26 protein-coding genes and 1 pseudogene are annotated in these 22668 nt (G+C 67.9%); 17 read left to right on the forward strand and 10 right to left on the reverse strand.

Annotation, left to right across the window (positions count from 1 at the left end; genetic code table 11):
• The first annotated feature begins 267 nt into the window (after window positions 1–267).
• The 9 genes from LOK46_RS32150 to LOK46_RS32190 all read left to right on the forward strand — a co-directional run bounded on the left by LOK46_RS32150 (window position 268) and on the right by LOK46_RS32190 (window position 7393).
• Complete coding sequence (locus LOK46_RS32150; protein WP_273565209.1) at window positions 268–729, forward strand: (2Fe-2S)-binding protein; 462 nt, start codon at window positions 268–270, stop codon at window positions 727–729.
• A gap of 14 nt (window positions 730–743) precedes the next feature.
• On the forward strand, window positions 744–2936 hold the full coding sequence (locus tag LOK46_RS32155) for a xanthine dehydrogenase family protein molybdopterin-binding subunit (protein WP_273564931.1): 2193 nt from the start codon (window positions 744–746) through the stop codon (window positions 2934–2936).
• Window positions 2933–3226, forward strand: a complete 294-nt coding sequence (locus tag LOK46_RS32160) for a c-type cytochrome (RefSeq protein WP_273564932.1) — start codon at window positions 2933–2935, stop codon at window positions 3224–3226. Before LOK46_RS32155 ends, LOK46_RS32160 begins: the two co-directional genes overlap by 4 nt.
• The gene (locus tag LOK46_RS32165; protein ID WP_273564933.1) at window positions 3226–4488 is read left to right on the forward strand and encodes an NAD(P)/FAD-dependent oxidoreductase; all 1263 of its coding nucleotides are present in this window, start codon (window positions 3226–3228) and stop codon (window positions 4486–4488) included. The genes LOK46_RS32160 and LOK46_RS32165 overlap by 1 nt, the downstream gene beginning before the upstream one ends.
• Window positions 4489–4508: 20 nt before the next feature.
• Window positions 4509–4955, forward strand: coding sequence for a sulfur oxidation c-type cytochrome SoxX (gene soxX, locus LOK46_RS32170; protein ID WP_273565210.1), 447 nt, complete (start codon window positions 4509–4511; stop codon window positions 4953–4955).
• Window positions 4956–4984: 29 nt separating this feature from the next.
• Entirely contained in the window at window positions 4985–5437 is a 453-nt protein-coding gene (locus tag LOK46_RS32175) for a SoxY-related AACIE arm protein (RefSeq protein ID WP_273564934.1), read from the forward strand.
• 5 nt (window positions 5438–5442) lie between these two features.
• Entirely contained in the window at window positions 5443–5763 is a 321-nt protein-coding gene (locus LOK46_RS32180; protein ID WP_273564935.1) for a thiosulfate oxidation carrier complex protein SoxZ, read from the forward strand.
• Between the two features lie 7 nt (window positions 5764–5770).
• A complete protein-coding gene (gene soxA, locus LOK46_RS32185; RefSeq protein ID WP_273564936.1) occupies window positions 5771–6562 on the forward strand; it encodes a sulfur oxidation c-type cytochrome SoxA in 792 nt (263 codons plus the stop codon).
• A gap of 144 nt (window positions 6563–6706) precedes the next feature.
• Entirely contained in the window at window positions 6707–7393 is a 687-nt protein-coding gene (locus LOK46_RS32190) for a zinc metallopeptidase (protein WP_273564937.1), read from the forward strand.
• Between the two features lie 181 nt (window positions 7394–7574).
• Here LOK46_RS32190 and LOK46_RS32195 read toward each other — a convergent pair whose 3' ends face one another.
• Complete coding sequence (locus LOK46_RS32195) at window positions 7575–8150, reverse strand: TetR/AcrR family transcriptional regulator (protein WP_273564938.1); 576 nt, start codon at window positions 8148–8150, stop codon at window positions 7575–7577.
• A 115-nt stretch (window positions 8151–8265) separates the two neighbouring features.
• On the opposite strand from LOK46_RS32195, the gene LOK46_RS32200 reads away from it, so the two are divergent.
• Window positions 8266–8964, forward strand: a complete 699-nt coding sequence (locus tag LOK46_RS32200; RefSeq protein ID WP_273564939.1) for a glutathione S-transferase family protein — start codon at window positions 8266–8268, stop codon at window positions 8962–8964.
• Between the two features lie 195 nt (window positions 8965–9159).
• Here the strand turns inward: LOK46_RS32200 and LOK46_RS32205 are convergent, their stop codons facing one another.
• Window positions 9160–9861, reverse strand: a complete 702-nt coding sequence (locus tag LOK46_RS32205; RefSeq protein WP_273564940.1) for a TetR/AcrR family transcriptional regulator — start codon at window positions 9859–9861, stop codon at window positions 9160–9162.
• 81 nt (window positions 9862–9942) lie between these two features.
• Here LOK46_RS32205 and LOK46_RS32210 point away from each other — a divergent pair, with 81 nt between their 5' ends.
• Together LOK46_RS32210 and LOK46_RS32215 are read left to right on the forward strand one after the other, a co-directional pair.
• Entirely contained in the window at window positions 9943–10683 is a 741-nt protein-coding gene (locus LOK46_RS32210) for a 3-oxoacyl-ACP reductase family protein (protein WP_273564941.1), read from the forward strand.
• A 107-nt stretch (window positions 10684–10790) separates the two neighbouring features.
• Window positions 10791–11603 (forward strand): IS5 family transposase, encoded by an 813-nt coding sequence (locus LOK46_RS32215; RefSeq protein ID WP_043075003.1) that lies wholly within the window; start codon window positions 10791–10793, stop codon window positions 11601–11603.
• 295 nt (window positions 11604–11898) lie between these two features.
• On the opposite strand, the gene LOK46_RS32220 is transcribed toward LOK46_RS32215, so the two are convergent.
• A complete protein-coding gene (locus LOK46_RS32220) occupies window positions 11899–12237 on the reverse strand; it encodes a winged helix-turn-helix transcriptional regulator (RefSeq protein WP_273564942.1) in 339 nt (112 codons plus the stop codon).
• Window positions 12238–12367: 130 nt separating this feature from the next.
• Between LOK46_RS32220 and LOK46_RS32225 the strand changes: the two genes are divergently transcribed.
• The gene (locus LOK46_RS32225) at window positions 12368–12985 is read left to right on the forward strand and encodes an FMN-dependent NADH-azoreductase (RefSeq protein ID WP_273564943.1); all 618 of its coding nucleotides are present in this window, start codon (window positions 12368–12370) and stop codon (window positions 12983–12985) included.
• Between the two features lie 365 nt (window positions 12986–13350).
• Here the strand turns inward: LOK46_RS32225 and LOK46_RS32230 are convergent, their stop codons facing one another.
• A complete protein-coding gene (locus LOK46_RS32230) occupies window positions 13351–14025 on the reverse strand; it encodes a Crp/Fnr family transcriptional regulator (protein ID WP_273564944.1) in 675 nt (224 codons plus the stop codon).
• A 152-nt stretch (window positions 14026–14177) separates the two neighbouring features.
• Window positions 14178–14357 (reverse strand): DUF1127 domain-containing protein, encoded by a 180-nt coding sequence (locus tag LOK46_RS33005; protein ID WP_273564945.1) that lies wholly within the window; start codon window positions 14355–14357, stop codon window positions 14178–14180.
• 144 nt (window positions 14358–14501) lie between these two features.
• On the opposite strand from LOK46_RS33005, the gene mddA reads away from it, so the two are divergent.
• Window positions 14502–15236 carry a methanethiol S-methyltransferase gene (mddA, locus tag LOK46_RS32240; RefSeq protein ID WP_273564946.1) on the forward strand — a complete coding sequence of 245 codons (735 nt, stop codon included), beginning with the start codon at window positions 14502–14504 and terminating at the stop codon, window positions 15234–15236.
• Window positions 15237–15273: 37 nt separating this feature from the next.
• On the opposite strand, the gene LOK46_RS32245 is transcribed toward mddA, so the two are convergent.
• The 5 genes and pseudogenes from LOK46_RS32245 to LOK46_RS32265 all read right to left on the reverse strand — a co-directional run bounded on the left by LOK46_RS32245 (window position 15274) and on the right by LOK46_RS32265 (window position 20470).
• Window positions 15274–16263: an ABC transporter substrate-binding protein gene (locus LOK46_RS32245; RefSeq protein ID WP_273564947.1), complete on the reverse strand. Its 990-nt coding sequence runs from the start codon at window positions 16261–16263 to the stop codon at window positions 15274–15276.
• A gap of 28 nt (window positions 16264–16291) precedes the next feature.
• Complete coding sequence (locus tag LOK46_RS32250) at window positions 16292–18061, reverse strand: adenylate/guanylate cyclase domain-containing protein (protein WP_273565211.1); 1770 nt, start codon at window positions 18059–18061, stop codon at window positions 16292–16294.
• 444 nt (window positions 18062–18505) lie between these two features.
• Window positions 18506–18844, reverse strand: a pseudogene (locus LOK46_RS32255) (integrase core domain-containing protein); the annotation flags it as partial.
• A gap of 74 nt (window positions 18845–18918) precedes the next feature.
• Window positions 18919–19965, reverse strand: a complete 1047-nt coding sequence (locus LOK46_RS32260; protein WP_273564948.1) for an LLM class flavin-dependent oxidoreductase — start codon at window positions 19963–19965, stop codon at window positions 18919–18921.
• 106 nt (window positions 19966–20071) lie between these two features.
• The gene (locus LOK46_RS32265) at window positions 20072–20470 is read right to left on the reverse strand and encodes a DoxX family protein (RefSeq protein WP_273564949.1); all 399 of its coding nucleotides are present in this window, start codon (window positions 20468–20470) and stop codon (window positions 20072–20074) included.
• A 124-nt stretch (window positions 20471–20594) separates the two neighbouring features.
• Here LOK46_RS32265 and LOK46_RS32270 point away from each other — a divergent pair, with 124 nt between their 5' ends.
• The 3 genes from LOK46_RS32270 to LOK46_RS32280 all read left to right on the forward strand — a co-directional run bounded on the left by LOK46_RS32270 (window position 20595) and on the right by LOK46_RS32280 (window position 22628).
• Entirely contained in the window at window positions 20595–21485 is an 891-nt protein-coding gene (locus tag LOK46_RS32270; RefSeq protein ID WP_273564950.1) for a LysR family transcriptional regulator, read from the forward strand.
• Window positions 21486–21691: 206 nt separating this feature from the next.
• Entirely contained in the window at window positions 21692–22294 is a 603-nt protein-coding gene (locus LOK46_RS32275) for a TetR/AcrR family transcriptional regulator (RefSeq protein WP_273564951.1), read from the forward strand.
• An 85-nt stretch (window positions 22295–22379) separates the two neighbouring features.
• A complete protein-coding gene (locus tag LOK46_RS32280) occupies window positions 22380–22628 on the forward strand; it encodes a hypothetical protein (RefSeq protein ID WP_273564952.1) in 249 nt (82 codons plus the stop codon).
• The last annotated feature ends 40 nt before the right edge of the window (window positions 22629–22668 follow it).

Below are 22668 nucleotides of genomic sequence, written 5' to 3' on the forward strand. Positions count from 1 at the left end.
CAAGAAGTTCAAGACGTCACGCGATTGATCAAGCCGCCTTTCTGGAGCTGCACGCTTGGCGGGCGGCCTCTGCAAGGGAGCAGAAGTCAGTTCGATGGCAGGAGAGGTCGCGTCCTTGGCCTCGAGAACACTGGCGCATCTGGGTCGCAGAAGGCGGTATGTCTGAGCGCCGTATGGATGCAGCCGATGGTCGCTCAAGCCCTCCCTTGAGAGCTCCCCCGTTTTAGGGATACTGGATACATAATGCTCGTTCGGGAGAGGGGTCAGATGGCACGACTGAACGTCAACGGCGTCGTGCGTGAGGTCGATGCCGAGCCCGATACGCCTCTCCTCTGGGTTATCCGCGAGCAGATCGGGTTGACCGGCACCAAATACGGCTGCGGTATCGCCCAATGCGGCGCCTGTACCGTGCACATCGACGGGGCGGCCGTCCGCTCCTGCTCCGTGCCGCTCTCGGCGATCGAGGCGGGGCAGAAAATCGTCACGATCGAGGGGCTGGCCCCGGATGCCCGCCATCCGGTCCAGCAAGCCTGGGCCGAGCTCGACGTGCCGCAATGCGGCTTCTGCCAGCCCGGGATGATCATGGCCTCGGCGGCGCTGCTGGCGCAGAACGCGCATCCGAGCGAGGAGCAGATCCGTCAGGAGATCACCAACATCTGTCGCTGCGGCACCTACAATCGCGTCCTCGCGGGCATCAAGATCGCCGCCGAGCGCGGCCAGTCCGGCTGACGGGGGGAGAGCAGATGAGCGAATCCAAGGCCTCCCCGCAGGCCGCCCGCCCCAGCCGCCGCACGCTGCTTGCCGGCGCCGGTCTGTTCACCCTCGGCTTCCACATCCCGTTCCCCGCACGGGCCGCAACCCTCGACGCGGCGCCCGCCGCGCCGGAGGTGAACGCCTGGGTCGTGGTGAAGCCGGACGAGACCGTGGTGATCAGGATCGCCCGTTCCGAGATGGGCCAGGGCACGCTCACCGGCCTCGCGCAGCTCGTCGCCGAGGAACTCGACTGCGACTGGGCCAGGGTCACCACCGAGTATCCGAGCCCGGGCCAGAACCTCGCCCGCAAGCGCGTCTGGGGCGACTACTCGACCGGCGGCAGCCGCGGCGTGCGCGATTCCCACGAGTACGTGCGAAGAGGCGGCGCCGCCGCCCGCACCATGCTGGTCGCCGCCGCCGCGAAGGGCTGGGGCGTACCCGCCGCCGAGTGCCGCGTCGAGCGGGGCGTGATCACCCACGGCCCCTCCGGCCGCAGCATCACTTACGGCGCCGTCGCCGCGGAGGCGGCCAGGATCGAGCCGCCGAAGGACGTGGTGCTCAAGGATCCGAAGGACTGGACCATCGCGGGCAAGCCGCTGAAGCGGCTCGACACCCTGCCCAAGCTCGACGGCAGCCAGGTCTACGGGATCGATCTCAAGCTGCCCGGCATGCTCAACGCCGCGATCCGCGACTGCCCAGTCACCGGCGGCAGCGTGAAGAGCTTCGACGCCGCGGCGGTGTCGGGCATGCCCGGCGTAAAACGAGTCATCCAGGTCGGCGACAGCGCGGTCGCGGTGGTGGCCGACACGTTCTGGCGCGCCAAGACCGCCCTCGACGCCCTCCCGATCGTCTGGGACGAGGGACCGAACGCGCAGGTTTCCAGCGAGACCATCGCGTCGACCCTCCGCGAGGGGCTCGACGCCGAGCAGGCCTTCGTCGGCAACAAGGCCGGCGACGTGGCCGGCGCGCTGAAGGGCGCTGCCAAAGTGGTGGAGGCCGTCTACGGCGTGCCGTTCCAGAACCACGCCACGATGGAGCCGATGAACGCGACCGCGCTCTGGACGCCGGAGCGCTGCGAGGTCTGGACACCGACGCAGAACGGCGAGGCTGCACTGGCCGCGACGGCCGACGCCGCCGGGCTGCCGGCCACCTCCTGCGAGGTCTACAAGATCCATCTCGGCGGCGGCTTCGGCCGGCGGGGCGCCACGCACGACTGGGTGCGGCAGGTGGTGCTCATCGCGAGGGAGATGCCGGGCACGCCGGTCAAGCTGATCTGGACCCGCGAGGAGGACATGACGCATGGCCGGTACCACCCGGTCACCCAGTGCCGGATGCGCGCCGCCCTCGACGGGGACGGCAACCTGACCGGCCTGCACATGCGCATCTCCGGCCAGTCGATCCTGGCCGCCATAGCGCCACAACGCATGGTCGAGGGTCGCGACCCGGTCACTTTCCAAGGTCTCAACCCCGGAGGACCGGAGGCCGCGATCGGCTACACGATCCCGAACATCCTCGTCGATCACGCGATGCGCAACCCGCACATCCTGCCGGGCTTCTGGCGGGGCGTGAACCTGAACCCGAACGCCATCTATCTCGAATGCTTCATGGACGAGCTGGCCCACGCCGCCGGCCAGGACCCGCTGGCTTTCCGGCTGAAGCTGATGGACAAACACCCGAAGCACCGGGCCGTGCTGCGGGCGGTGGCCGACCGGATCGGCTGGGCCAACAAGCCGCCGGAGGGCATCTACCGCGGCATCTGCCAGACGATGGGGTTCGGCAGCTACGTGGCGGGCGCGGCCGAGGTCTCGGTCTCCGACCAGGGCGAACTGAAGATCCACCGTATCGTGGCGGCCACCGATCCCGGCCACGCGGTCAACCCGCAGCAGATCGACGCGCAGGTGGCGGGCTCCTTCGTGTACGGTCTCTCGGCCGCGCTTTACGGCGCCTGCACGGTCAAGGACGGGCGCATCGAGCAGACGAACTTCGACAGCTATCCCGTGATGCGAATGGACGCGATGCCGGCGGTCGAGGCCATCCTGATGCCGTCCGGCGGCTTCTGGGGGGGCGTCGGCGAGCCGACGATCGCGGTCGCCGCGCCGGCCGTGCTCAACGCGATCTTCGCGGCGACCGGCAAGCGCGTTCGCCAGCTGCCACTGAAGGACACGGATCTGCGCCGGGCATGAGGGCGATGACGCCGACGCTCGCGCTGCTCGCCGCCCTCGCGGGGGGAACGGGCGCGTGCGCCGCCGGGATGCGGCCGCCGCCCGGCGCCTCGTCCTGTACCGGCTGCCACGCCGAGGGCTCCGCGATGGGCGTGCTCGCGGGACGGCCGGAAGCCGAGATCGTCGGCGCGCTCGATGCCTTCCGAACCGGCGCGCGCCCGGCGACGATCATGAACCGCATCGCCAAGGGATTCGACGCGCGGGAGAGTCAGGCCATCGCCGCCTGGTTCGCGGCGCAGGGATCGCGGTGATGCGCGCTCCTCCCTCTCCGACCCGCCGCGCCCTGATCGGCGGAGCCGCGGCCGCCGCGCTGGCGCGCCCGGCCCTCGGTGGCACAGCTCCGCGCGTCGTGGTCGTGGGCGCCGGGTTCGGGGGTGCCACGGCGGCGCGCTGCCTCGCCGCGGGCGGCGTCGACGTGACCCTGATCGAGGCGGCCGAGCGCTATGTCGCCTGCACGGGCAGCAACGCGGTCGTCGTTGGCCTGCGCGGCATCGAGGCCCAGACCTTCGGTTACGAGGCCCTCGGCCGAGCTGGACTGCGCTTCGTGCAGGGGATGGCGGATGCGGTCGACCCGGTGGCGCGCCGGGTGACGCTCGGCGACGGCACAGTACTGACCTACGACCGCCTGATCCTCTCGCCGGGCATCGCGCTGCGCTTCGACGCGGTGCCGGGCTACGACGCGAAGGCCGCAGAGGTGATGCCCCATGCCTGGAAGGCCGGGGCGCAGACGGTGCTCCTCGCCCGCCAGCTCGAGGCCATGCCGGAGGGCGGCACGGTGGTCATCTCGGCGCCCGCCAACCCGTATCGCTGCCCGCCCGGCCCGTACGAGCGCGCGAGCCTGATCGCCCATTTCCTGAAGACCCGGAAGCCGAAGGCGAAGCTCGTCCTGCTCGACGCCAAGGACACGTTCTCGAAGCAGAAACTGTTCGAGGCGGCCTGGGCGAAACTGTACCCGGACGTGCTCGAATACGTGCCGCTCGCCTCGGGCGGTGCGGTCACGGACGTCGACGCCGCCGCGATGGTCGTTCGCACGGACTTCGCCGAGTACAGGGCCGATGTGGCGTGCATCATCCCGCCCCAGCGCGCCGGCCCCATCGCGGCGCAGGCCGGCTGCGCCGACCGCAGCGGCTGGTGCCCGATCGATCCGGTGACCTTCGAATCGCGCCTCGTGCCGGGCATCCATGTCATCGGCGACGCGGCGATCGCGGGGGCAATGCCGAAATCCGCCTTCTCGGCGAACGCGCAGGCCAAAGTCTGCGCGCAGGCGGTGATCGACCTGCTGGCCGGACGGGAGCCAGAGAGCCCGAAGCTCATCAACACCTGCTGGAGCCTCGTCGCACCGGGCAACGGCATCTCGATCGCGGGCGTCTTCCGCCCGACCGACGGTCTCCTGGCGGACGTTCCGGGAGCCGGCGGCATCAGCCCCCTCGACGCGCCCGACACGGTGCGCGCGCAGGAGGCGGCCTGCGGCGAGAGCTGGTACCGGACGATCACCCGGGACGTGTTCGGATGAGGGAAGGCCGCGTGGCCGCCATGCTCGTGCTGGCAGTCGCCGCCCCGCCGGCACGGGCCGGGGAGGGCCTTGTACCCATCACGATCGTCGGCGACGCCATCCCTGAGAGCCTGACGGGCGCGCCGGGCGATGCCGCGCGCGGCCGGGCCATCGTCGTGGACCGGACCCGCGGGCTCTGTCTTCTCTGCCATACCGGACCCTTCCCGGAGGAGCGGTTCCAGGGCAACCTCGCCCCGGATCTCGCGGACGTCGGCGGGCGGCTGAGCTCGGGGCAACTGCGCCTGCGGCTGGTGGACGGACGGGCCTTGAACCCGGAGACGATCATGCCACCCTATTACAGCCTGACAGGGCTCACCCGCGTGGGGCGGGCGTGGCAGGGACGCCCGATCCTGAGCGCGGCCGAGATCGAGGATATCGTCGCCTTCCTGGCGACGTTGCGCGGGGCTGGTCCCGAGGAAAGCCGATGAGCGGGCACAGGAGACGGAGCGCACGTTCGATGGACCGGCGCGGTGTGCTCGCCGGGGCTGTCGGCACCGCGCTCGCCGTCGCGCTGCGCCCCGCCGCCGCGGCGACGCTGCCGCGCACGGAAACGACCGAATCCGCCATCCGGCGCTTCGCGGGTGACAACCCGATCCGGCCGGGCCGGGTGACCCTCGACCTGCCGCCGCTGGTGGAGAACGGCAATACGGTGCCGCTGTCTGTCGCTGTCGAGAGCGCGATGACGCCCGAGGATCACGTGCGCCGGATCGGGGTGTTCAACGAGAGGAATCCGCAGCCGAACGTCGTCACGGTCCACCTGCGGCCGGGCGCCGGCCGCGCGCAGGTCTCGACACGCATCCGGCTCGCCGACACGCAGCGCATCACCGCCATCGCCGAGATGAGCGACGGGACTTACTGGTCTGCGAGCGCGGATGCCATCGTGACCCTCGCCGCCTGCCTGGAGGGCTGACCCCGATGGCCCGGACGCTGATCAACCTGCCGAAGACCGCAAAGCCCGGCGACACGATCACGATCAAGACCTTGATCTCGCACCCGATGGAGACGGGCTTCCGCCCCGGTGCCGACGGCCGGATCCTGCCGCGCAATATCGTGACGGACTTCGTCTGCCGCTTCGAGGACGAGGAGATCTTCCGGGCCGAGCTGTTTCCCGCTTCGGCGGCCAACCCCTACCTGACGTTCACCTGGATCGCGACGCGCAGCGGCCGCTTCAGCTTCACATGGCGCGGCGATGGCGGCTTCGATCAGACCGAGTCCGCGGCGATCACCGTGGCCTGAGACCGCCGTGCCGCGCCGCTCGGTCTCCCTGCTGCCGACGGCTCTCGTGGGGCTGCTCCTCTCCAGCCCTGTCGCGCGGTCGGAGCCGATCCCACCGGCCGAGCGACACTCGGGCTTCGACCAGATGAGCCCCGAGATCCAGGCGATGCAGCGGGACGACGGGGCCAATCCCGGCATGCTCGCGGTCGCGGACGGGGAGGATCTCTGGGCGAAGGCGCCTCCTTCCGGCCGGCCCGCCTGTGCCGGCTGCCACGGCGAGGCCTTGTCCACGATGCGGGGCGTCGCGACACGCTACCCCGCCTGGGACGCCCGGACCCAGAAACCCATCGACCTTCAGGCCCGGGTCAACACCTGCCGGGGCGAGCATCAGGGCTTAGAGCCTCTCGCCTACGAGAACCCCGACCTGTTGGCGCTCACGGCCTTCATCGCCGCGCAGTCCCGCGGGCTGCCGATGACCCCACCGGATGATGTCCGGCTCGATCCCGCACGGGCCGAAGGCCGTGCGCTCTTCGAGGCGCGTCAGGGTCAGCTCGGTCTGTCCTGCGCGGTCTGTCACGACGATCATTGGGGTCGCCGCCTCGGCGCGGCGGTGATCCCACAGGGACAGCCGACCGGCTATCCGCTCTACCGCCTCGAATGGCAGGGTCTCGGCTCATTACAGCGACGCCTGCGCAACTGCCTCACCGGCATGCGCGCCGAACCCTTCGGGTACGGGGCGCCGGAATACATCGCGCTCGAACTTTACCTCGCGACCCGGGCCGCCCCGCTGCCGCTTGAGACGCCGGCCGTGAGGCCCTGATCTTGGGGTGCCGCCTCCCAATCGCAACGCGCCTGCCGGTCGCCGATCCGCAAGGTCATCCGTGTGCCTGGCCCGAGAGATGCGCCAGTGGTGGCTTAAAGCCGCTGCGCTTAAACCGACTCGATCGCGCGCCTACATACGGGGATGCCCGTCCTCCTGGTGCTCGGCGCCGCCCTCCTGTTCGGCCTCGTGTTCGGCCCCCGGTGGTGGGTGCGCCGGGTGATGCAGCAACACGCCACCGATCGACCGGACTTGCCCGGGACCGGAGGTGAATTCGCCCGCCATCTGCTCGACTTGGCGAAGCTCGAGCACGTCCCCGTCGAGATTGCATCAGCCGACCACTACGATCCCGTCGCGAACGTCGTGCGCCTGTCGCCAGACAACCATGACGGCCGCTCGATCACGGCAGTTGCGGTTGCTGCGCACGAGGTCTCCCACGCGTTGCAGCACGCGGCTGGGGACAGGCTCCTCGCGGCGCGGGTGACCTTCGCCCAGGTCGTACGAGGCTTCGAGTTCGCCGCGGGCCTAGTGATGATGACCGCGCCCATCATACTTGCCGTCGTCAAGTCGCCGGCACTGCTCGCCCTACAGGTAGGAATCGGCATCGCGCTGCTGAGCGTTCGCCTCGTGTTTCACCTCTTGACGCTGCCCGTTGAACTCGACGCGAGCTTCCGCCGGGCTTTGCCCATCTTGGAAGCAGGTCGCTTCCTCGACGCTGACGATCTGGTCGGCGCCCGCACCGTACTGAGCGCCGCGGCCCTCACCTACGTGGCCTCGTCCCTCGTATCGCTCGTGAACATCGCCCGCTTCCGGCGACTCCTCCCGTTCTAAGTTATGCCGAGAGCGCGTCCGTCTTCTCTGGTCCGCTCAATTGCAAGCGGACTGTCTTCCATCGGCCAACGTCAGTCGCCTTGGTGGGCGCGGCCGAATGGCTGGGTTGGGCGGTTTCCTGCCCGTCTGCTTACGGTCGGCAAAGCATGGAAGCGGACCTCGTCGACATGCGCGCTCTTGATCAGTTCGGCAGGAGGCCTGCGTCCTGATAGCTCCGGACCAAAGAGTCGAACAGGTTTATATCTGAACGGCTTCGAGCAATGATCTGAGCTCCGGCTATAGCAGCATAGATCGCACGGGCTCTCGTCTCGCTATCCTTCGGCTTCGCGAGCTTTGCAGCAACTAGCTGCTCGCGTAGCCAAGCGGTGTTCACGTCGGCGAAAGCCTGTACCTCCTTCAAGACCTGCTCAGGCAACACATCATATTCCGTCGCCATGAAGCTGCTGAGGCACATGCGATTGTTGCGCTCTAGAGATAGGCGGAAAATGCGAGGGTATTGCCGCAACGCTTCCATCGGGCTCTGCGCATTCGTCGAGATAGCTTCAAGATCGCGGGCGATGTCCTCCCAATAGCGGCGCGCGACCGCCTCACCGAGGATCGCCTTGTTGGCGAAGTAGTAGTTGATGCTTGCGGCCTTGATGCCGACCGCTTCCGCCAGATCGCGGAAGTTGATGCCGCCATAGCCATAGGCCATCGCCGCTTCCCTTGCGGCCACGAGGATCGCCTCGCGCACATCCCTCTTCAACGTCGCTGCCATTTTCCAACCTCCATCTGTCATATGGCAGACAGGGGTTGACAGCGCAAGATAGAGGCCCTAGCTCCTTATCTGTCATCTGACAGACAGGCACGATCCTCAGAAAAGCGAGACGACGATGTCCGACAAGCTTAAGCTCTTCACCTCTCCCTCGGCCTTCCCGAACCCGCAGCGACTGCGGATCTTCATGCACGAGAAGGGCATCGCCGATCGCTTCGACGAGACGATCTACGACATGTCGCCGGTGGGCGAGCAGCGGGGTTGGAGGCACCTGAAGATGAACGCCTGGGGCGAGACGCCGACCCTCGCGCTCGCCGATGGTTCGTACCTCAGCGAGACCTCCGCCATCGCCCGCTATCTCGACGACACGTTCGAGGGCCGCAAGATCATGGGGGCGACGGCGCATGAGCGCGGTCTCGATCAGATGTGGGACAACCGGGTGTGGGTGCACATCCTCTACCCTATCGTCACCGCCTTCCACGTCCTGCACCAGGGATTGGGCCCGAAGCTCGAACTGACCAGCAACCCGGCTTGGGGCGAGCATTCTCGTAAGGTGGCACTGGCGCATGCCGGTCTCGTAGACCGACATCTCGCGGATGGCCGCGCTTGGCTGCTGGGTGGTGATCAGCCGACGTTCTCCGACATCACGTTGGCGACGGCGATTGCGTTCTCCAAGTTCCCCGTCAACGCCACCCCGCTCGATGAGCGGTTCGAGCATCTCGATGCCTTCTGGCGGCGCTGGCAGGCTCGACCGACCTTCATCGCCGCATATGCTGACCGTAGCAGCGGTGTGCCGGAGATCGACAATCGCACATGAGCGTTCGGCGGTCGGGCTGGCAACCGCCCGACCGCAATGCTGCTTTGAGCTACTTAGAGTGCCGTTCGACGATGGCTGCTTTTGGGATGCGACAGCGAAGGTCCCTACGACCGGCTTGGGTCGGTCGGAGGCTGTCCGCCTTTACAGCGGCCCTGCTCCGAAGCGGACAGACCAGTTACAGCCCAATCTACCCGCCTACTGGTCCCCAGTCTGAATGAGCGTGGCTTTCGCCGTCTTTCCAGAGCGGCCGACCTGAGAGTCCCACCCCGACATCGTGAGACCGGCGACGGCCTCGAGCTCCTCTCGGCTAGCGCCGTCGCGAGCCTGGAGCGACATGCCGTTCTGTACCGTGAGCACGAAGCGCGCGAGCGTAGGGACGTCCACGGAGGTGCTGAGTTCGGCCGTCGCGACCGCGCGATGAAGCCGCTCCTCAACCCTCCTGAGACCTTGGAACCGGGCCGCCCGCACCAATTCGCCAAGTTCAGCGTGTCCTTCGCTGCCGGCCATCGACAGCGTCACCATGCAACCAAGCGGTTCCTCGCGACCGCACGAGCCCGTGAGGGCGGCGGCCGAATCCATCAGGAGCGCCTCGATGGCCTCGCGCGCGGTCCTGGCCGCGGCGAAGTTGGCCCAGACCATGGCCTCGTATTGCTCACCGTAGTGGCGCAGCGCCTCGGCGTAGAGGGCCTCTTTGGAGCCGAACGCTGCGTAGAGGCTCGGCGAGCCGATTCCCATAGCCGCAGTGAGGTCGGAGATGGATGTGGCAGCATAGCCCCGGCACCAGAACAGCCGCATCGCTTTCCCTAGAGCCGCCTGCCGGTCGAAGGCGCGGGGCCGACCGCGCCCGCGGAGCGGTGCTACCTCGGCTTCGGCTGATGTCGAACCTGATTTCTGCATCGATCGATATATAATTTGCTTGACCCGAGCTCGCAACGCATCTAGCTCATTCTGTGTTGTTCACTACAGAAAGATCAGACCATGAGCGAACTGGCTGGCAAGCGTGCCTTGGTGACGGGCGCATCGCGCGGCATCGGCGCCGCCATCGCTCTGGCGCTCGCCGACCGCGGTGCGGATGTTGCCATCACATACGAGCGGTCCGCCGAACGGGCGGCCGAGGTCGTCCGCGCCATCGAGGCAAAGGGCCGCCGCGCCGTTGCCATTCAGGCCGACAGTGCCGACGCATCAGCGGTGAAGCGCTCTGTCGATGAAGCGGCCGAGGGTCTCGGAGGACTCGACATCCTCATCAATAACGCCGGCATCGCCCGTGGCGGCCCGGTTGCGGAGATGAGCCTCGCCGACATCGATGCCATCCTCGACGTCAACGTCCGCTCAGTCGTGCTGGCGTCACAGGCGGCCATCGCCCACCTCACGGAAGGCGGCCGGATCATCTCCATCGGCTCATGCCTCGGGGAGCGGGTCCCATTCCCTGGCGTGACGGTCTACTCGATGTCGAAGTCGGCGTTGCTCTCGTTCACGCGCGGGCTGGCACGTGAACTCGGTCCACGCGGCATTACCGTGAACCTTGTGCAGCCAGGATCGACCGACACAGACATGAACCCAGCGGACGGTGCTCAATCGGACTTGCAACGGTCGATGACCGCTCTCGGGCATTACGGAAAGCCTGAAGATATCGCGGCCTCGGTGGCGTTCCTGGCGAGCCCTGCCGCGCGTCAGATCACTGGCACGACGATCACGGTCGACGGTGGTGCGAACGCATGAGACGCGTCGCCGGCCTGAGAGCCCGTCCGGTAAGGGTCTGAGGCGGGGTTGAGTGGCCGGGATGGCGATGATTCCAGGAGGGTGCTGAAGCCTGACCTGGAAGCGCCATGTGGACCCCGACCACCCGGCGGCAGCATAGCCGCGTGGGCCTTCGCTATGAAACCGACCTTACCGACGCCGAGTGGGCGGTGATCGAGCCACTGATGCCGAGGCCAGCGCCCTGTGGCCGGCCTCCGCTCTGGACGACACGGGAGGTCCTGAACGCCATCTTCTACGTTCTGAGGGGTGGGATCTCCTGGCGGTTGATACCCAAGGATCTACCGCCGCGCTCGACCACGTTCGGCTACTTCAGCCGCTGGCGCGACACAGGGCTGTTTGGCCGGATCAACCACCACCTGGTCATGGCCGATCGCGAGCGAGTCGGACGGGAAGCCTCACCGTCTGCCGCGGTCCTCGACAGCCAAAGCATCAAGACGACGGAGAGCGGCGGCCCGCGCGGCTACGATGCCGGCAAGAGGGTCAAGGGGCGCAAGCGCCAAGCGCTGGTCGACATGGACGGGCGCGCGCTCGTCCTCGATCCTCAGCCTGCCGACGTACAGGACCGCGACGGAGCCGTGCCGGTGCTGCGCCTGTCGCGTCGGACCTTCCCGTTCATCGCCAAAGCCTTCGCCGATGCAGGCTATGCCGGCAACAGACCGGCGACCGCCACGATCATCACGGTCGAGATCGTGCGCAAGCCGCCCCATCAAGTCGGCTTTGCCGTGCATCCACGCCGCTGGGTGGTCGAACGCTTCTTCGCCTGGATCAGCCGCAATCGCCGCCTCTGGAAGGACCCAGAGGCGACTATCGCCTCGGCCAGAGCATTCCTCTACGCGGCAGCCGTCATGATCCTCGTCAGGCGACTGGCCCGCTCAGCCTGACTTCTCGGACGGACTCTGAGACAGGCATCCGACTTCGTACGGTGAGATTGTCAGTTAGCGCTCGGCAGCTATCTGGGACGACTCCGAAGCGGTCATTCCGCTTGCGATCAGTTCCGGCCCCGTCAGTAGGGTCTGTGAATGACCGGGTCGGATGGTTCCTCGCCGGTCTCCTTTCGAGCAGCAATGCCTGGAAGCGGACATCGCCTTGAGGCCCACCTGCGGCGTGACTCAAACCCTTGTCGGCAAGCGAGCTTCTCAGCTTGTCTTTTCGTCTCCCAGTCAGCGGCCGCAGGGTTCAGGACACACCCAACTGGGCATCATAGCGAGCCTGTGCGGCATCAATCTGCGCCAAGTGCCTGAAGGCCCAGGCGCCGAGAGCCTGGACTGGCTCAGCAAGCGAGTGACCCATCTCCGTGAGTTCGTAATCGACGCGGGGCGGGATCGATGGCGTGACCGTGCGGATTACGAGCCCATCGCGCTCAAGGTTGCGCAGGGTCAGCGTTAGCATCCGCTGCGATATGCCGTCGATGCCTCGCTTCAACTCACTGAAGCGGCGTGATCGATCCCGTAGAAGCATGATCACGAGCACGCTCCACTTGTCGCCGATCCGCGAGAGTACCTGGGAAGCCTTCATGCACTCGTTTGTAGAGTGCGGTATAGCGGTGGTTACTTCCATGTGACCAAGGTATCATGTATGTGCCGTCTTGCGGCTCTTGGGCAAACTCATATCATAACTCGGTCACAAAAGGGAACCGAGTTCTGGTATGAAACTCCTGCACATTGATAGCAGCATCCTGGGGGGCGGCTCGGTGTCCCGCGAGCTATCTGCACTGATCGTGCAGCGGCTCACGCAGGGGGTGTACGCAGAGGTCACCTACCGCGACCTCGTGGCCGAGAACCTGCCGCACCTGACGCCGGCGACCCTGCCGGCCGCCCATCCAGCATCCGCCATGGCAGGCCCGCTCGACGCCACCGCGCAGGCCGCCCGCGATGACAGCGACCGCATCCTTGAGGAGTTCCTGGCCTCCGATGTCGTCGTGATCGGCGCCCCGATGTACAACTTCACGATCCCGAGCCAGCTTAAGGCATGGATCGACCGGCTTGGCGTGCCCGGCAAGACCTTCCGCTACACGGAGCACGGGCCTGAGGGCTTGGCCGGGGACAAGCGTGTCATCGTGGCCTTGGCTCGCGGCGGCTTCTACCGCGCCGAGAGCGCAGCCGTCTCGGCTGAGCACGCCGAGAGCTACCTGAAGGCGGTCTTCGGCTTCCTGGGCATCACCCAGCCGGAGTTCGTCGTGGCCGAGGGGCTCTCGACCGGTGACCACAACAAGACCCAGGCACTCGCTTCCGCCCGCGACGCCATCCAACAACTCGCCGCCTGACGGGCGTACTGCCGGGACACCGAGGCGCAATGCTGTTCTAAGCCGAAGTTGCCGAACGTCTGACGAACAGCCGCTTCGGTAAAACGCTGAGGGCGGTCTGAGCGACCGGCACGGGTCGTTAGGTGGCCGTCCGCTTTTCCAGCCGGTTGTCTCCGGAGCGGCCGTTCCGCTTACGGCCAGATCACGCCGAACGTCCAACGTCCGCTATCTGAGTTCGACGCTCGAAAGCCGACTGGCGGGAATCCACCCCGAGCAGTCATTCGGGGATTCCTGCCCACGGGACGGGATCTGGCCGAGCGCAGCGCGTCTGCTTCGAAGCTCGGGGAGCGGACAAGCGGACGTTCGCCGCGCCTCAGCCGAGGGACTCAAGATGACAGGGCGGCCAAAGCAAGGGCAGCAGGATCGCGGACGACGACGCGGTTGCGGTGGAGGTCGAGCATGCCCTGGCGACGCCAAGACTGGAGTTGCCTGTTGACCGTTTCGCGGGTCGTACCCGCGAGGTCAGCGATGTCGTCCTGCGAGATATGGATCTCGCTGCCGAAATCCTCCGCCAAGCCTAACAGGCGTCGCGCGATCCGCGCAGGCAACGGCATCAGCACCGTCTCTTCGAGTCGCGCACTGGTGAAGCGCAGGCGCTCGCACAGGAGCTCGATGACCCGCATCGACAAGTCGGCGTGCCGACCGACGAGGTCCAGCATGTCGCGGCGGCGGACCGCGAACAGCTCCGCCGGCTCGGCTGCAACGGCGTCCGCGCTCCGCGGCCGACCGTCGAATAGCGCGATCTCGCCGAAGATGTCGCCCGGACCGAGCACGTTGAGCGTCATGCGCCGGCCCGCGCCAGTGCCGGCCGTGATGCGGATCTCGCCGCGGCGGATCGCGTAGAACGCGTCCGCCGGGTCGTCCTTGAGGAACAGGGTCTCGCCGCGGGCAAGACTGTGGGTGACGCAAAGGCCGGCGACGGCCCGCCGCGTGTCGGGTTCGAGGCGGCCGAAGAAGGGGCTGGCGGAGAGCAAACGCTCGAACTGCGCCGGATCGCCCACAGAACTGGCTCCAGTTGGAGCTGCGGACCCGAACGGACCGTGAGGTCGGACGGCGGTCCTTTCATACCAGAGTGACCGCGAACTCGCCATCCGCCCGGAAGGGCGGCGCAGTGCCGGAGAAGTGCTGGATGCACCGCGGGCGGCCGCGGTGGCTATCGTGTCGCCCTGACGGCGGCGGCACGCGTCATATCGGATCTGACGAGGTCGAGATCCGCGAGGTCGCGCTCGCTGAACAAGGCGAGTTCGCGCTGTGTACGGCGGCAGTCGAGCCACAGTTTGAAGAGAGAGAACGCAGCGGCCACCTGATCCTCCTCGGCTGAGGAGGCCGACATGCCCCGGGCGGCGCTCCGCGTCCGTGACGGCGATCACGGACGCGGGTGGGTGGTCGGCCGGATGAAGGTTCGGGCCGCGAGGCGCCGGGTCGTGACCGGGCCTCGGGGCACGGCCGATCACGCTTCCGTCGCCGGAGATGCTCCATGTCGCGCGCCGCCCGCCTGACCTACGCCTTGACCTGCTACGCGATCTTCCTGCTGGCGTTCCTCTACGCCGTCGGCTTTCTGGGACGCGCCGTCGTTCCGAAGACTGTGGACGACGGGCCGCCCGTCGATCCGGGACTCGCCGTCCTCGTTGACGTCTCCCTGCTCGCCCTCTTCGCGCTCCAGCACAGCGTGATGGCACGCCCGGGCTTCAAAGTCTGGTGGACACGCGTCGTCCCGAAGCCCATCGAGCGCAGCACCTACGTCCTCCTAGCGAGCCTCGCGCTGCTGCTGCTGTTCTGGCAATGGCGTCCGCTCCCGGCTGTCGTTTGGGCGATCTCTGAGCCGGTGGCGGCGGGACTCCTTACGGGACTCTTTTGGATCGGCTGGCTCGTGGTCCTCGCCAGCACCTTCATGATCAGCCATCTCGACCTCTTCGGGCTCAAGCAGGCCGTCCAGGGCTGGCGCTCGACCGCGCCGGGCGAGGCCGTGTTCAAGACACCCCTCCTCTACAGGCACGTCCGGCACCCGATCTACCTCGGCTTCGTCATCGCCTTCTGGGCAACGCCGACGATGACGGCCGGCCATCTGCTGTTCGCCGCCGTCGCGACCGCCTACATCCTCGTCGGTATCCAATTGGAGGAGCGCGACCTCGTCGCCTTCTTCGGTGATCGCTATCGACGCTATCGGCGCGAGGCGGGCATGCTCTTGCCGCGCTTTCGCGGTGCGCGCTGATCGCGAGGGTCGCCGACGGGCCGTGGGTGTCGGATCGCTACTCGATCACCGCGTCCGCGCTGCTCAAGATCGAGGGCGGCAAAGTCACGCCGAGGCGTGTGGCCGCCCCGACGTTGGCGAACAGTTCAACCTTCGTGACGAGCTGCACCGGCAGGTCGCGGGGCTTCTCGCCCCGGAGCAGACGGCCGGCATAGATGCCAGCCTGGCGATGCGTCTGCGTGAAGTCGCCTCCGTAGCTCAGCAGCCCGCCGGCATTGGGAAAGTCGCGGGATTGGGTGATCGCCGGAAGGCGATGGCGGTTTGCGAGGGTCGCAAGATGCGCGCTGCGATAGGCGAAGAAGGGGTCGGAGGTGAAGACGAGGCCGGGCACCCCGAGCCGGCGCGGCGTCGTGGAGAGCGTCTCGAACTCATCCTCGCGGCTGGCCTCGAGCACATGGAGCTGGAGGCCAAGGCTGCCCGCCGACGCCTGGAGTCCGGCCACCTGCGAGCTGGCCGTCGGACTGGTCGGATTGACCGCGACGGCGAGGGCGGCGGTCGTCGGAAACAGCTCCCGCATGAACTCGAGCCGCTTGTTCGAGACCTCGACGCTCAGGCTCGACACACCCGTGAGATTGCCGCGCGGCCGAGCGAGATCGTCCACCACGCCGAGGACGACGGGATCGCCGCCCATCTCGAAGACGATCGGAATGGTCTCGGTCGCCGCCCGCGCGGCAAGCACCACGGGCGCCCCGCCGGGGGCAACCAAGACCGTGATCCCGCTACCGGCCAGCTCCTTCGCCAGCGCGGGCAGCCGCTCGTAGCGCCCGTCTGCCCAGCGATAGGCGATCGCGACGTCGCGCCCCTCGACGAACCCAGCATCGGCGAGCCCTCCGCGAAAGGCCTCAAGCCGGCTGGCAACGCGCTCGGGCGTCTCGGAGCCGAGATACCCGATCACCGGAAGCGTCGGCGCTCGCGCCCGCACCGCACGGGGCATGACGCCGCCGATCAGGGCGGTGGCCGGCCCGATGAGAATGGCGCGTCGCCTCATCCCCTCGCTCCTCGCCAAGCGCACAGCATCACGCCGCCGCGCCCGGCGTTGGCCGAGCGGCGGTTCCCTGACCAGCGGCCACGGCGAAGACGGCAACCGGTTCGTCGAAGCCCTTCAGGCGCCGCGTCCCGAGCGACACGAGGGGGATACCGCCCCCGATCGCCTCGGCCGCCGTGCGGTCGACGAGGATCTGGCCGTCCTGAGCCGAGGCGCACAGGCGCGATGCGAGGTTCGTCACCGTGCCGATGGCCGTGTAGTCCATCCGGCTGTCGGAGCCGATGCGCCCGACCGTGGCGGGTCCCATCGCCAGGCCGACCCCGAAGCCGAGCGCATGGCCGCGCGCCCGCCAAGTCGTGGCCAGAGCCTGCACCGTCGTCTGCATCTCGACGACCATGCGGGCGGCCCGCAACGCCGGCTCGGGGCAGGCCACGGGCGCGTTCACCAGGATCATGACGCCGTCGCCGGCGAGGCTCACGAGCGTCGCCCCGTGCCGGTTCACGGTCGCACCGACCGCCGCATGGTATTCGCCCAGCACGTCCATGATCACGGTCGGCTGAGATCGGGCGGAGAACGGGGTGAAGCCGCGCAGGTCGCCGAAGACGACGACGACCTCGACGCGCTGTCCATCGAGGACGCTGTCATCGCCGGCCCGGTCCACGAGCTCGGCGACCTGCGGCGCGAGGAAGCGTTTGAGCCGGTCGATGCGCTCCGAGCGCTCCCGCGAGATCGCGACCTCGCGCGCCATCTGATTGAAGCGGGTCGCAAGTCGCCCGAGCTCGTCGACCCGCGCGATGTCGATGCGGTGATCGAACTGGCCGGCGCCGATACGGGCCGCGCCGTCCTCGAGCAAGCGGATCGGCCCGGTCATTCGGCCGGCGAGCCAGTAGGCCAGCGCGGCGGCGAAGCCTGCGCCGGCGAGCAGCAGGCCGAGCAGGCGCCAGAAGGCGGCGCGGATCGGCCCGAACGCCTCGGCGGCCGGCTGGTAAACGATCACGCTCCAGTCCGGACCCTGGACGGGCGCCGAGGCGGCGACCACCGCGCGCCCCGCCGAGTCCGAGCCGGCGACCGCGCGCCCATTTTGCGCGAGGATTGCAGCCCGCAGAGCTTGGAGGTTCTCGGCCGTCCGGTCCGCGGCACCGCGTAGGACGAGGCTGATGTCGGGATGCGCGATGAGGCGACCCGGCCGGTCGAGCACGAAGGCCTGTCCGGTCTCGCCGATCCGGATCCCCACGATGACGTCTAGGATCAGCTTGAGATTGATCTCGGCGATCGCGATGCCCGCCGCGGCTCGGTTCCCTGCCACGGCCACGGTCATGTACGGTTCGGAGTTGCGGTGGTAGGTGACGGGGCCGAACCAAGCTTGCCCGGTCCGAGCTCCCAAGACCGCCGGATCCGCCGATGCGTCGTCTCCGCTCTCGACGCGGTTGAGGCCGATGCGCGACACAGAGAGCCGCTCCTTCGAGGCGCCGTCGATCAGCCTGAGGGTGGTTACGGCGGGGGCGTGGCGCAGGAGGCGCAGGGCATCGATGCGCCGCCGCTCGTCGGCTCCGTCCGTCCAGGGCAAGTGGACCATCCAGGCGAGCTGGTTTCCGATGCCTTCAATGAATATTGCGATACGCGCCGCCGCAGTCCGGGCCTCGGCACCGAGCAGGTCGTTCAGGTGTGCCCGCTGGTCCTTATACCCGAACCATGCCTGACTGCCGCCGGCGGCCAGCAACGGAACGACCACGGCCGCGAACAAGGCAAAGAAGTATTGCCGGAACAACGAGCCCCGCGGTGGAATCAGGACGCGAGCCATCGCCGGATCCATTCCAAGGCGCATCGATCCGCTTCGGGAACCCCCGGATCGCCCACAGAACTGCCGCCGCGACGTACCGGGAATTGCCCTGTCTCGTCGATCAGCGCGCGATTATGTTCCGGACCTGAGTGCAGCGCCAGTCTGCCGGGCGCGTCGCCGACCGAAGCGGCGTTCGGGCACTTATCGAGACAAGCCGCCCTGCCGCGACGTCTGCTTCGGAGACGCGGCCCGCATCGGCCGAGCGACCGAGATGGGCACATCACCGCCCGGCTGGTTTGGCGCCCCTCGACGCCGAAGCCGAGGGGCCGACCGCTCAAATGTCCGTCCCTTCGGCCAGCGTGAGAGCATCCTCCACATCGACCCCGAGATACCGGACCGTGCTCTCAATCTTCGTATGGCCGAGCAGTGACCTGACCGGTATTTTGGACCGAGCCGACTGAGAGGCTACTGCACGGCCGCTGCCATGGGTAGCTCGAAGGCCGGATCCGGGTAGCTGACGGGCGCGGGCGGGCGATCGCCAAGCGACGAATGTGGTCGGATGCGGTTGTAGGTGTTCTGCCATAGACCGATCACCATCTGTGCCTCCTTCAGCGAGTAGAAGATCTCCTGGTGCAGGCACTCGTCGCGCAGCCTGCCGTCGAAGCTCTCACAGTACCCGTTCCACGGAGATCCCGGCGCGATGTACTGGATCTGCGAGCCAGTTTTGGCGACCCATTTGCGCAGTGCTTTCGAGATCATCTCAGGGCCATCGTCGCAGCGGATGAGCTCCGGGATGCCGTGCAGGGGCGATGATGGCCTGGGTCAGCGCATCTTCATCGGCCAGGCCTGGCGTTCCGAGAGGCCGTACCGCTCTCGGATCACGCCGTCCGCGCGAGTTGCGCCCTGACCCGCGGGATCACCTCGGTACCCAGCAGCGTGATCGACCGCCGCATGGCGTCGGGCTCCTGCATCGCCGAACTCATCTGGAAGGTCAGGCGGGAGATGCCGCCCAACGCTTCGCTGGCCGCGAGCGCCTTCGCCGCGACCGATTCCGGCGAACCGATGAGGTAGGCGCCGTAGGGCCCGCACATCGCCTCGAACTGCTCGTGGAGGCCCGTGCTCGGCCAGCCCCGTTCCGCCCCGATCTTCCCGAACATCTGCGCCCACCCCGGATAGAACGCCTCCTGTGCATCCCGGTCCGTATCGGCGACGAAACCGACGGCGTGCAGCCCCACCGTCAAGGTCTCCGGGTCATGCCCGGCCTGACGTCCGGCCTCGCGGTAGAGATCGACCAGGGGCCGGAAGCGCTGGAAGCTGCCGCCGATGATGGCGACCATGAGGGGCAAGCCGAGGGTGCCCGCGCGGGCGAAGGAGGCCGGGGTCCCGCCGACGCCGACCCAGATCGGGAGACGGTCCTGGTGCGGGCGCGGGTAGACCCCCTGGCCGGTCAGCGGCGGACGGAAACGGCCGCGCCAGGTGACGTGGGTCCGGTCGCGCAGAGCCAGGAGCAGGTCGAACTTCTCGACGAAGAGCGCGTCGTAATCCTCGGCGGCGAAACCGAAGAGCGGGTAGGCCTCGCCGAAGGAGCCGCGTCCGACCACGATCTCGGCCCGCCCCTTGGCGATCAGGTCGAGGGTGGCGAACTCCTGGAAGACGCGGACCGGGTCGGCGGCGCTGAGCACCGTGACGGCGCTCGTCAGGCGGATGCGGCTGGTGCGCGCCGCCGCGGCCGCGAGGATGATGGCGGGCGCGGAGTCGAGGAATTCCGCCCTATGGTGCTCGCCGATGCCGAAGACGTCGAGCCCGGCGCGGTCGGCGACCTCGACCTCGTCCAGCAGCCGCTCCATCCGTTCCGTCGCCGTGACGGCGCGACCCGTCTTCAGGTCGGGCAGCGTGACGGCGAAGCTGTCGATGCCGATTTCCATGGCGGATGACCTGTGCTGCGTAACGCGGGACCAACGGGACGCCTGAGGACGCCTGAGGACGAGGGAGGCCGAGGCAGGCGGGCTCGGCCTCCCGGTCGGCAAGGGCTCAGCGGCGACCGAGGACCGCGGAGATCTGATCCCGGCGCAGCCAGGCCAAGGTCGCCGTCAGGGCGAGCAGCACGGCGGCCGGGGCGGCGGGCGTGGGCAGGACGGTGAGATGGGCCAGGATGGCGCCTGCCATGGTGCAGGCAAGCCAGAGGGCGGCGAAGGCGGCGTATCCGGGGATCAGCAGGGCGACGGCCCCGGCGACTTCCACGAGGCCCGTGACGACGCGGAACCACTGGCCGACACCGATGAGGTCGTAGACCTGCACCATCATGGGCACCCCGGCGAGCTTGGCGCCACCGGCGGCGAGGAACACCAGGGCCAGCAGCACTTGGAGCGTCCAGGCGACGATGTTGAGCTTGCGCGACGGGGCGGGTGAGGCTGTGAGGGTCTGGGACATGATGGGCATCCGGCTTTAGGCGGCCGACCGCGAATGCGGCTTGGCTGTGAACACAGAGCTAAGCTCCTTCCATCCCCCATCGAAGCCTCTATCTTTCGATGCGTCCCATCACCCGGGCAGATGGATGCTCGATCAGCTCACCCTCGACCAGTTGCGGACTTTCGTCGCCGCCGTCGACACCGGCAGCTTCTCCGCGGCCGGCCGCAAGCTCGGGCGCGCGCAATCCCTCGTCAGCCAATCGATGGCCAACCTGGAGGCTCAGTCCGGCATCAAGCTGTTCGACCGGTCCAGCCGCTATCCGGTCCTGACCGAGGCCGGAAACGTGTTGCTGGCCCATGCCCGTGCGACCGTGGCGGCCGCCGAGACCTTCAAGTCGCACGCCAGGGACCTCGCCGGCGGCCTGGAGCCGGAGGTCAGCGTCGTGCTCGACGTCCTGTTCCCGATCCAGGTGCTGACGGCCGCCGTGGTCGCGTTCCAGCCGGCATTCCCCACGACCCCGTTGCGCATCCAGGTCGAGACCCTCGGCGCTGTGATCGCGCCGGTTCTCGACGGGCGCTGCGCCTTCGCGGTCGCCGGCGCCACGCCCCTGCTGCCCCCCGAACTCGCGCGCGAGGCGTTGTGCCAGATCGAGTTGGTGATGGTCGCCTCGCCCACGCATCCGCTCGCCCGCCGGACCGGGACGATCCTGACGCCCGACCTGGCCGAGCATGTCCAGCTGGTCCTGACCGACCGGAGCGAGCTGACCAAGGGGCGCGAGTTCGGCGTGTTCTCGCCGAGGACCTGGCGGTTGGCGGATCTCGGGGCCAAGCACGCCTTCCTGCGCTCGGGGCTTGGCTGGGGTGGGATGCCCCTCGACGTCGTCAAGGATGACCTGACCAGCGGCCAACTCGTTCGGCTGGACATCGCCGCCCTGCCCAAGGACGGCCTGTTCCTGCCGATGTGGGCCGTCTACCCCATCGAGCGCCCACCGGGCCCGGCGGGGCGATGGCTGATCTCAAAGCTGGCCTCCCCGTGAACAGACATGCGCCTATTGCCGTAGGTGTGGCAGTGAACGCGCCTGATGCCTGCTCCGGCCTCATCATCGCAGAGGGGCGAAGTCCGATCCCGCTGTCATCGACTGGCCGACCGCAGCCAGAACGATCGGCCGCCTGCACCTTAACGGTTCGGATTTTTTACCGACGGCCTCTAGACGACCGGTCTAATTGAGACTACGTTAGCGTCATGGCACACGTGAACGGGAACATCGATGTCCGGCAAGGCATCCTCGACACCGCCCATCGCATCGTAGGCGCGAAGGGGTTCTCGGGTGTCGGTCTCAACGAGATCCTGGCCGCGGCTGGGGTCCCAAAGGGCTCGTTCTACCACTATTTTGGCTCGAAAGAGGCGTTCGGCGAGGCGTTGCTGGAGGACTACTTCGAGGATTACCTCGCGGACATCGACGCCACGCTCGCGGAGCCTGGTCTCAACCATGCCGAGCGCCTGATGAACTACTGGCGTAAGTGGCAGGCGACGCAGGGCAGCATTGACTACCAGCGCAAGTGCCTCGCCGTGAAGCTCGCGGCGGAGGTCTCGGACTTGTCCGAGCCCATGCGGCTCGCGCTCAAGAGTGGCACGGCCGGGATCATCGATCGTGTGACCGGCGCTATCGAGGGGGGCTTGGCCGAGGGGTCGCTGCAGGTCAATGGCGAGCCGCGTGCGACGGCCGAGACGCTCTACCACCTGTGGCTCGGTGCGAGCCTCATGGCGAAGATCGAGCGCACCGAGGCGCCGTTCGAGGCCGCGATGGCAACGACGCGTCGCATCCTCGACCCACAACAAACCTGAAGGCCCAGCGGCGAGGAAGCTTATGCCACACGCCGATTTACTAGACGACCAGTCTACTCAAGCGTTGCCGACGAGGAGAGTGACCGTGACCTTCCGACCCGCACACACGATTGGCCCCTACCTTCTGCTCGCCGAGTTGGGAGGCGCGCTGTTCGGTGGCTCCGCCGCCTCGGCCGAGGAGCGCATCACCCTGGAAGCCATCGGCGCCGTCCGCATGGCAGGTGCCGAGGAGATCCGGCGCGTCGGCGCGGCGCCCCGTCCAGCCGAGGCCGTGCAGGCTCGTGGAGCGGCTGCCGAGCGCGTCGACGTCGGGATGTCTTCGCACCGCGACTGAACCGACCAAGAACGGAAGCCGGTCTGATCGAACCGGCTTC

It is taken from the genome of Methylobacterium sp. NMS14P (assembly GCF_028583545.1).
GTDB lineage: Bacteria > Pseudomonadota > Alphaproteobacteria > Rhizobiales > Beijerinckiaceae > Methylobacterium.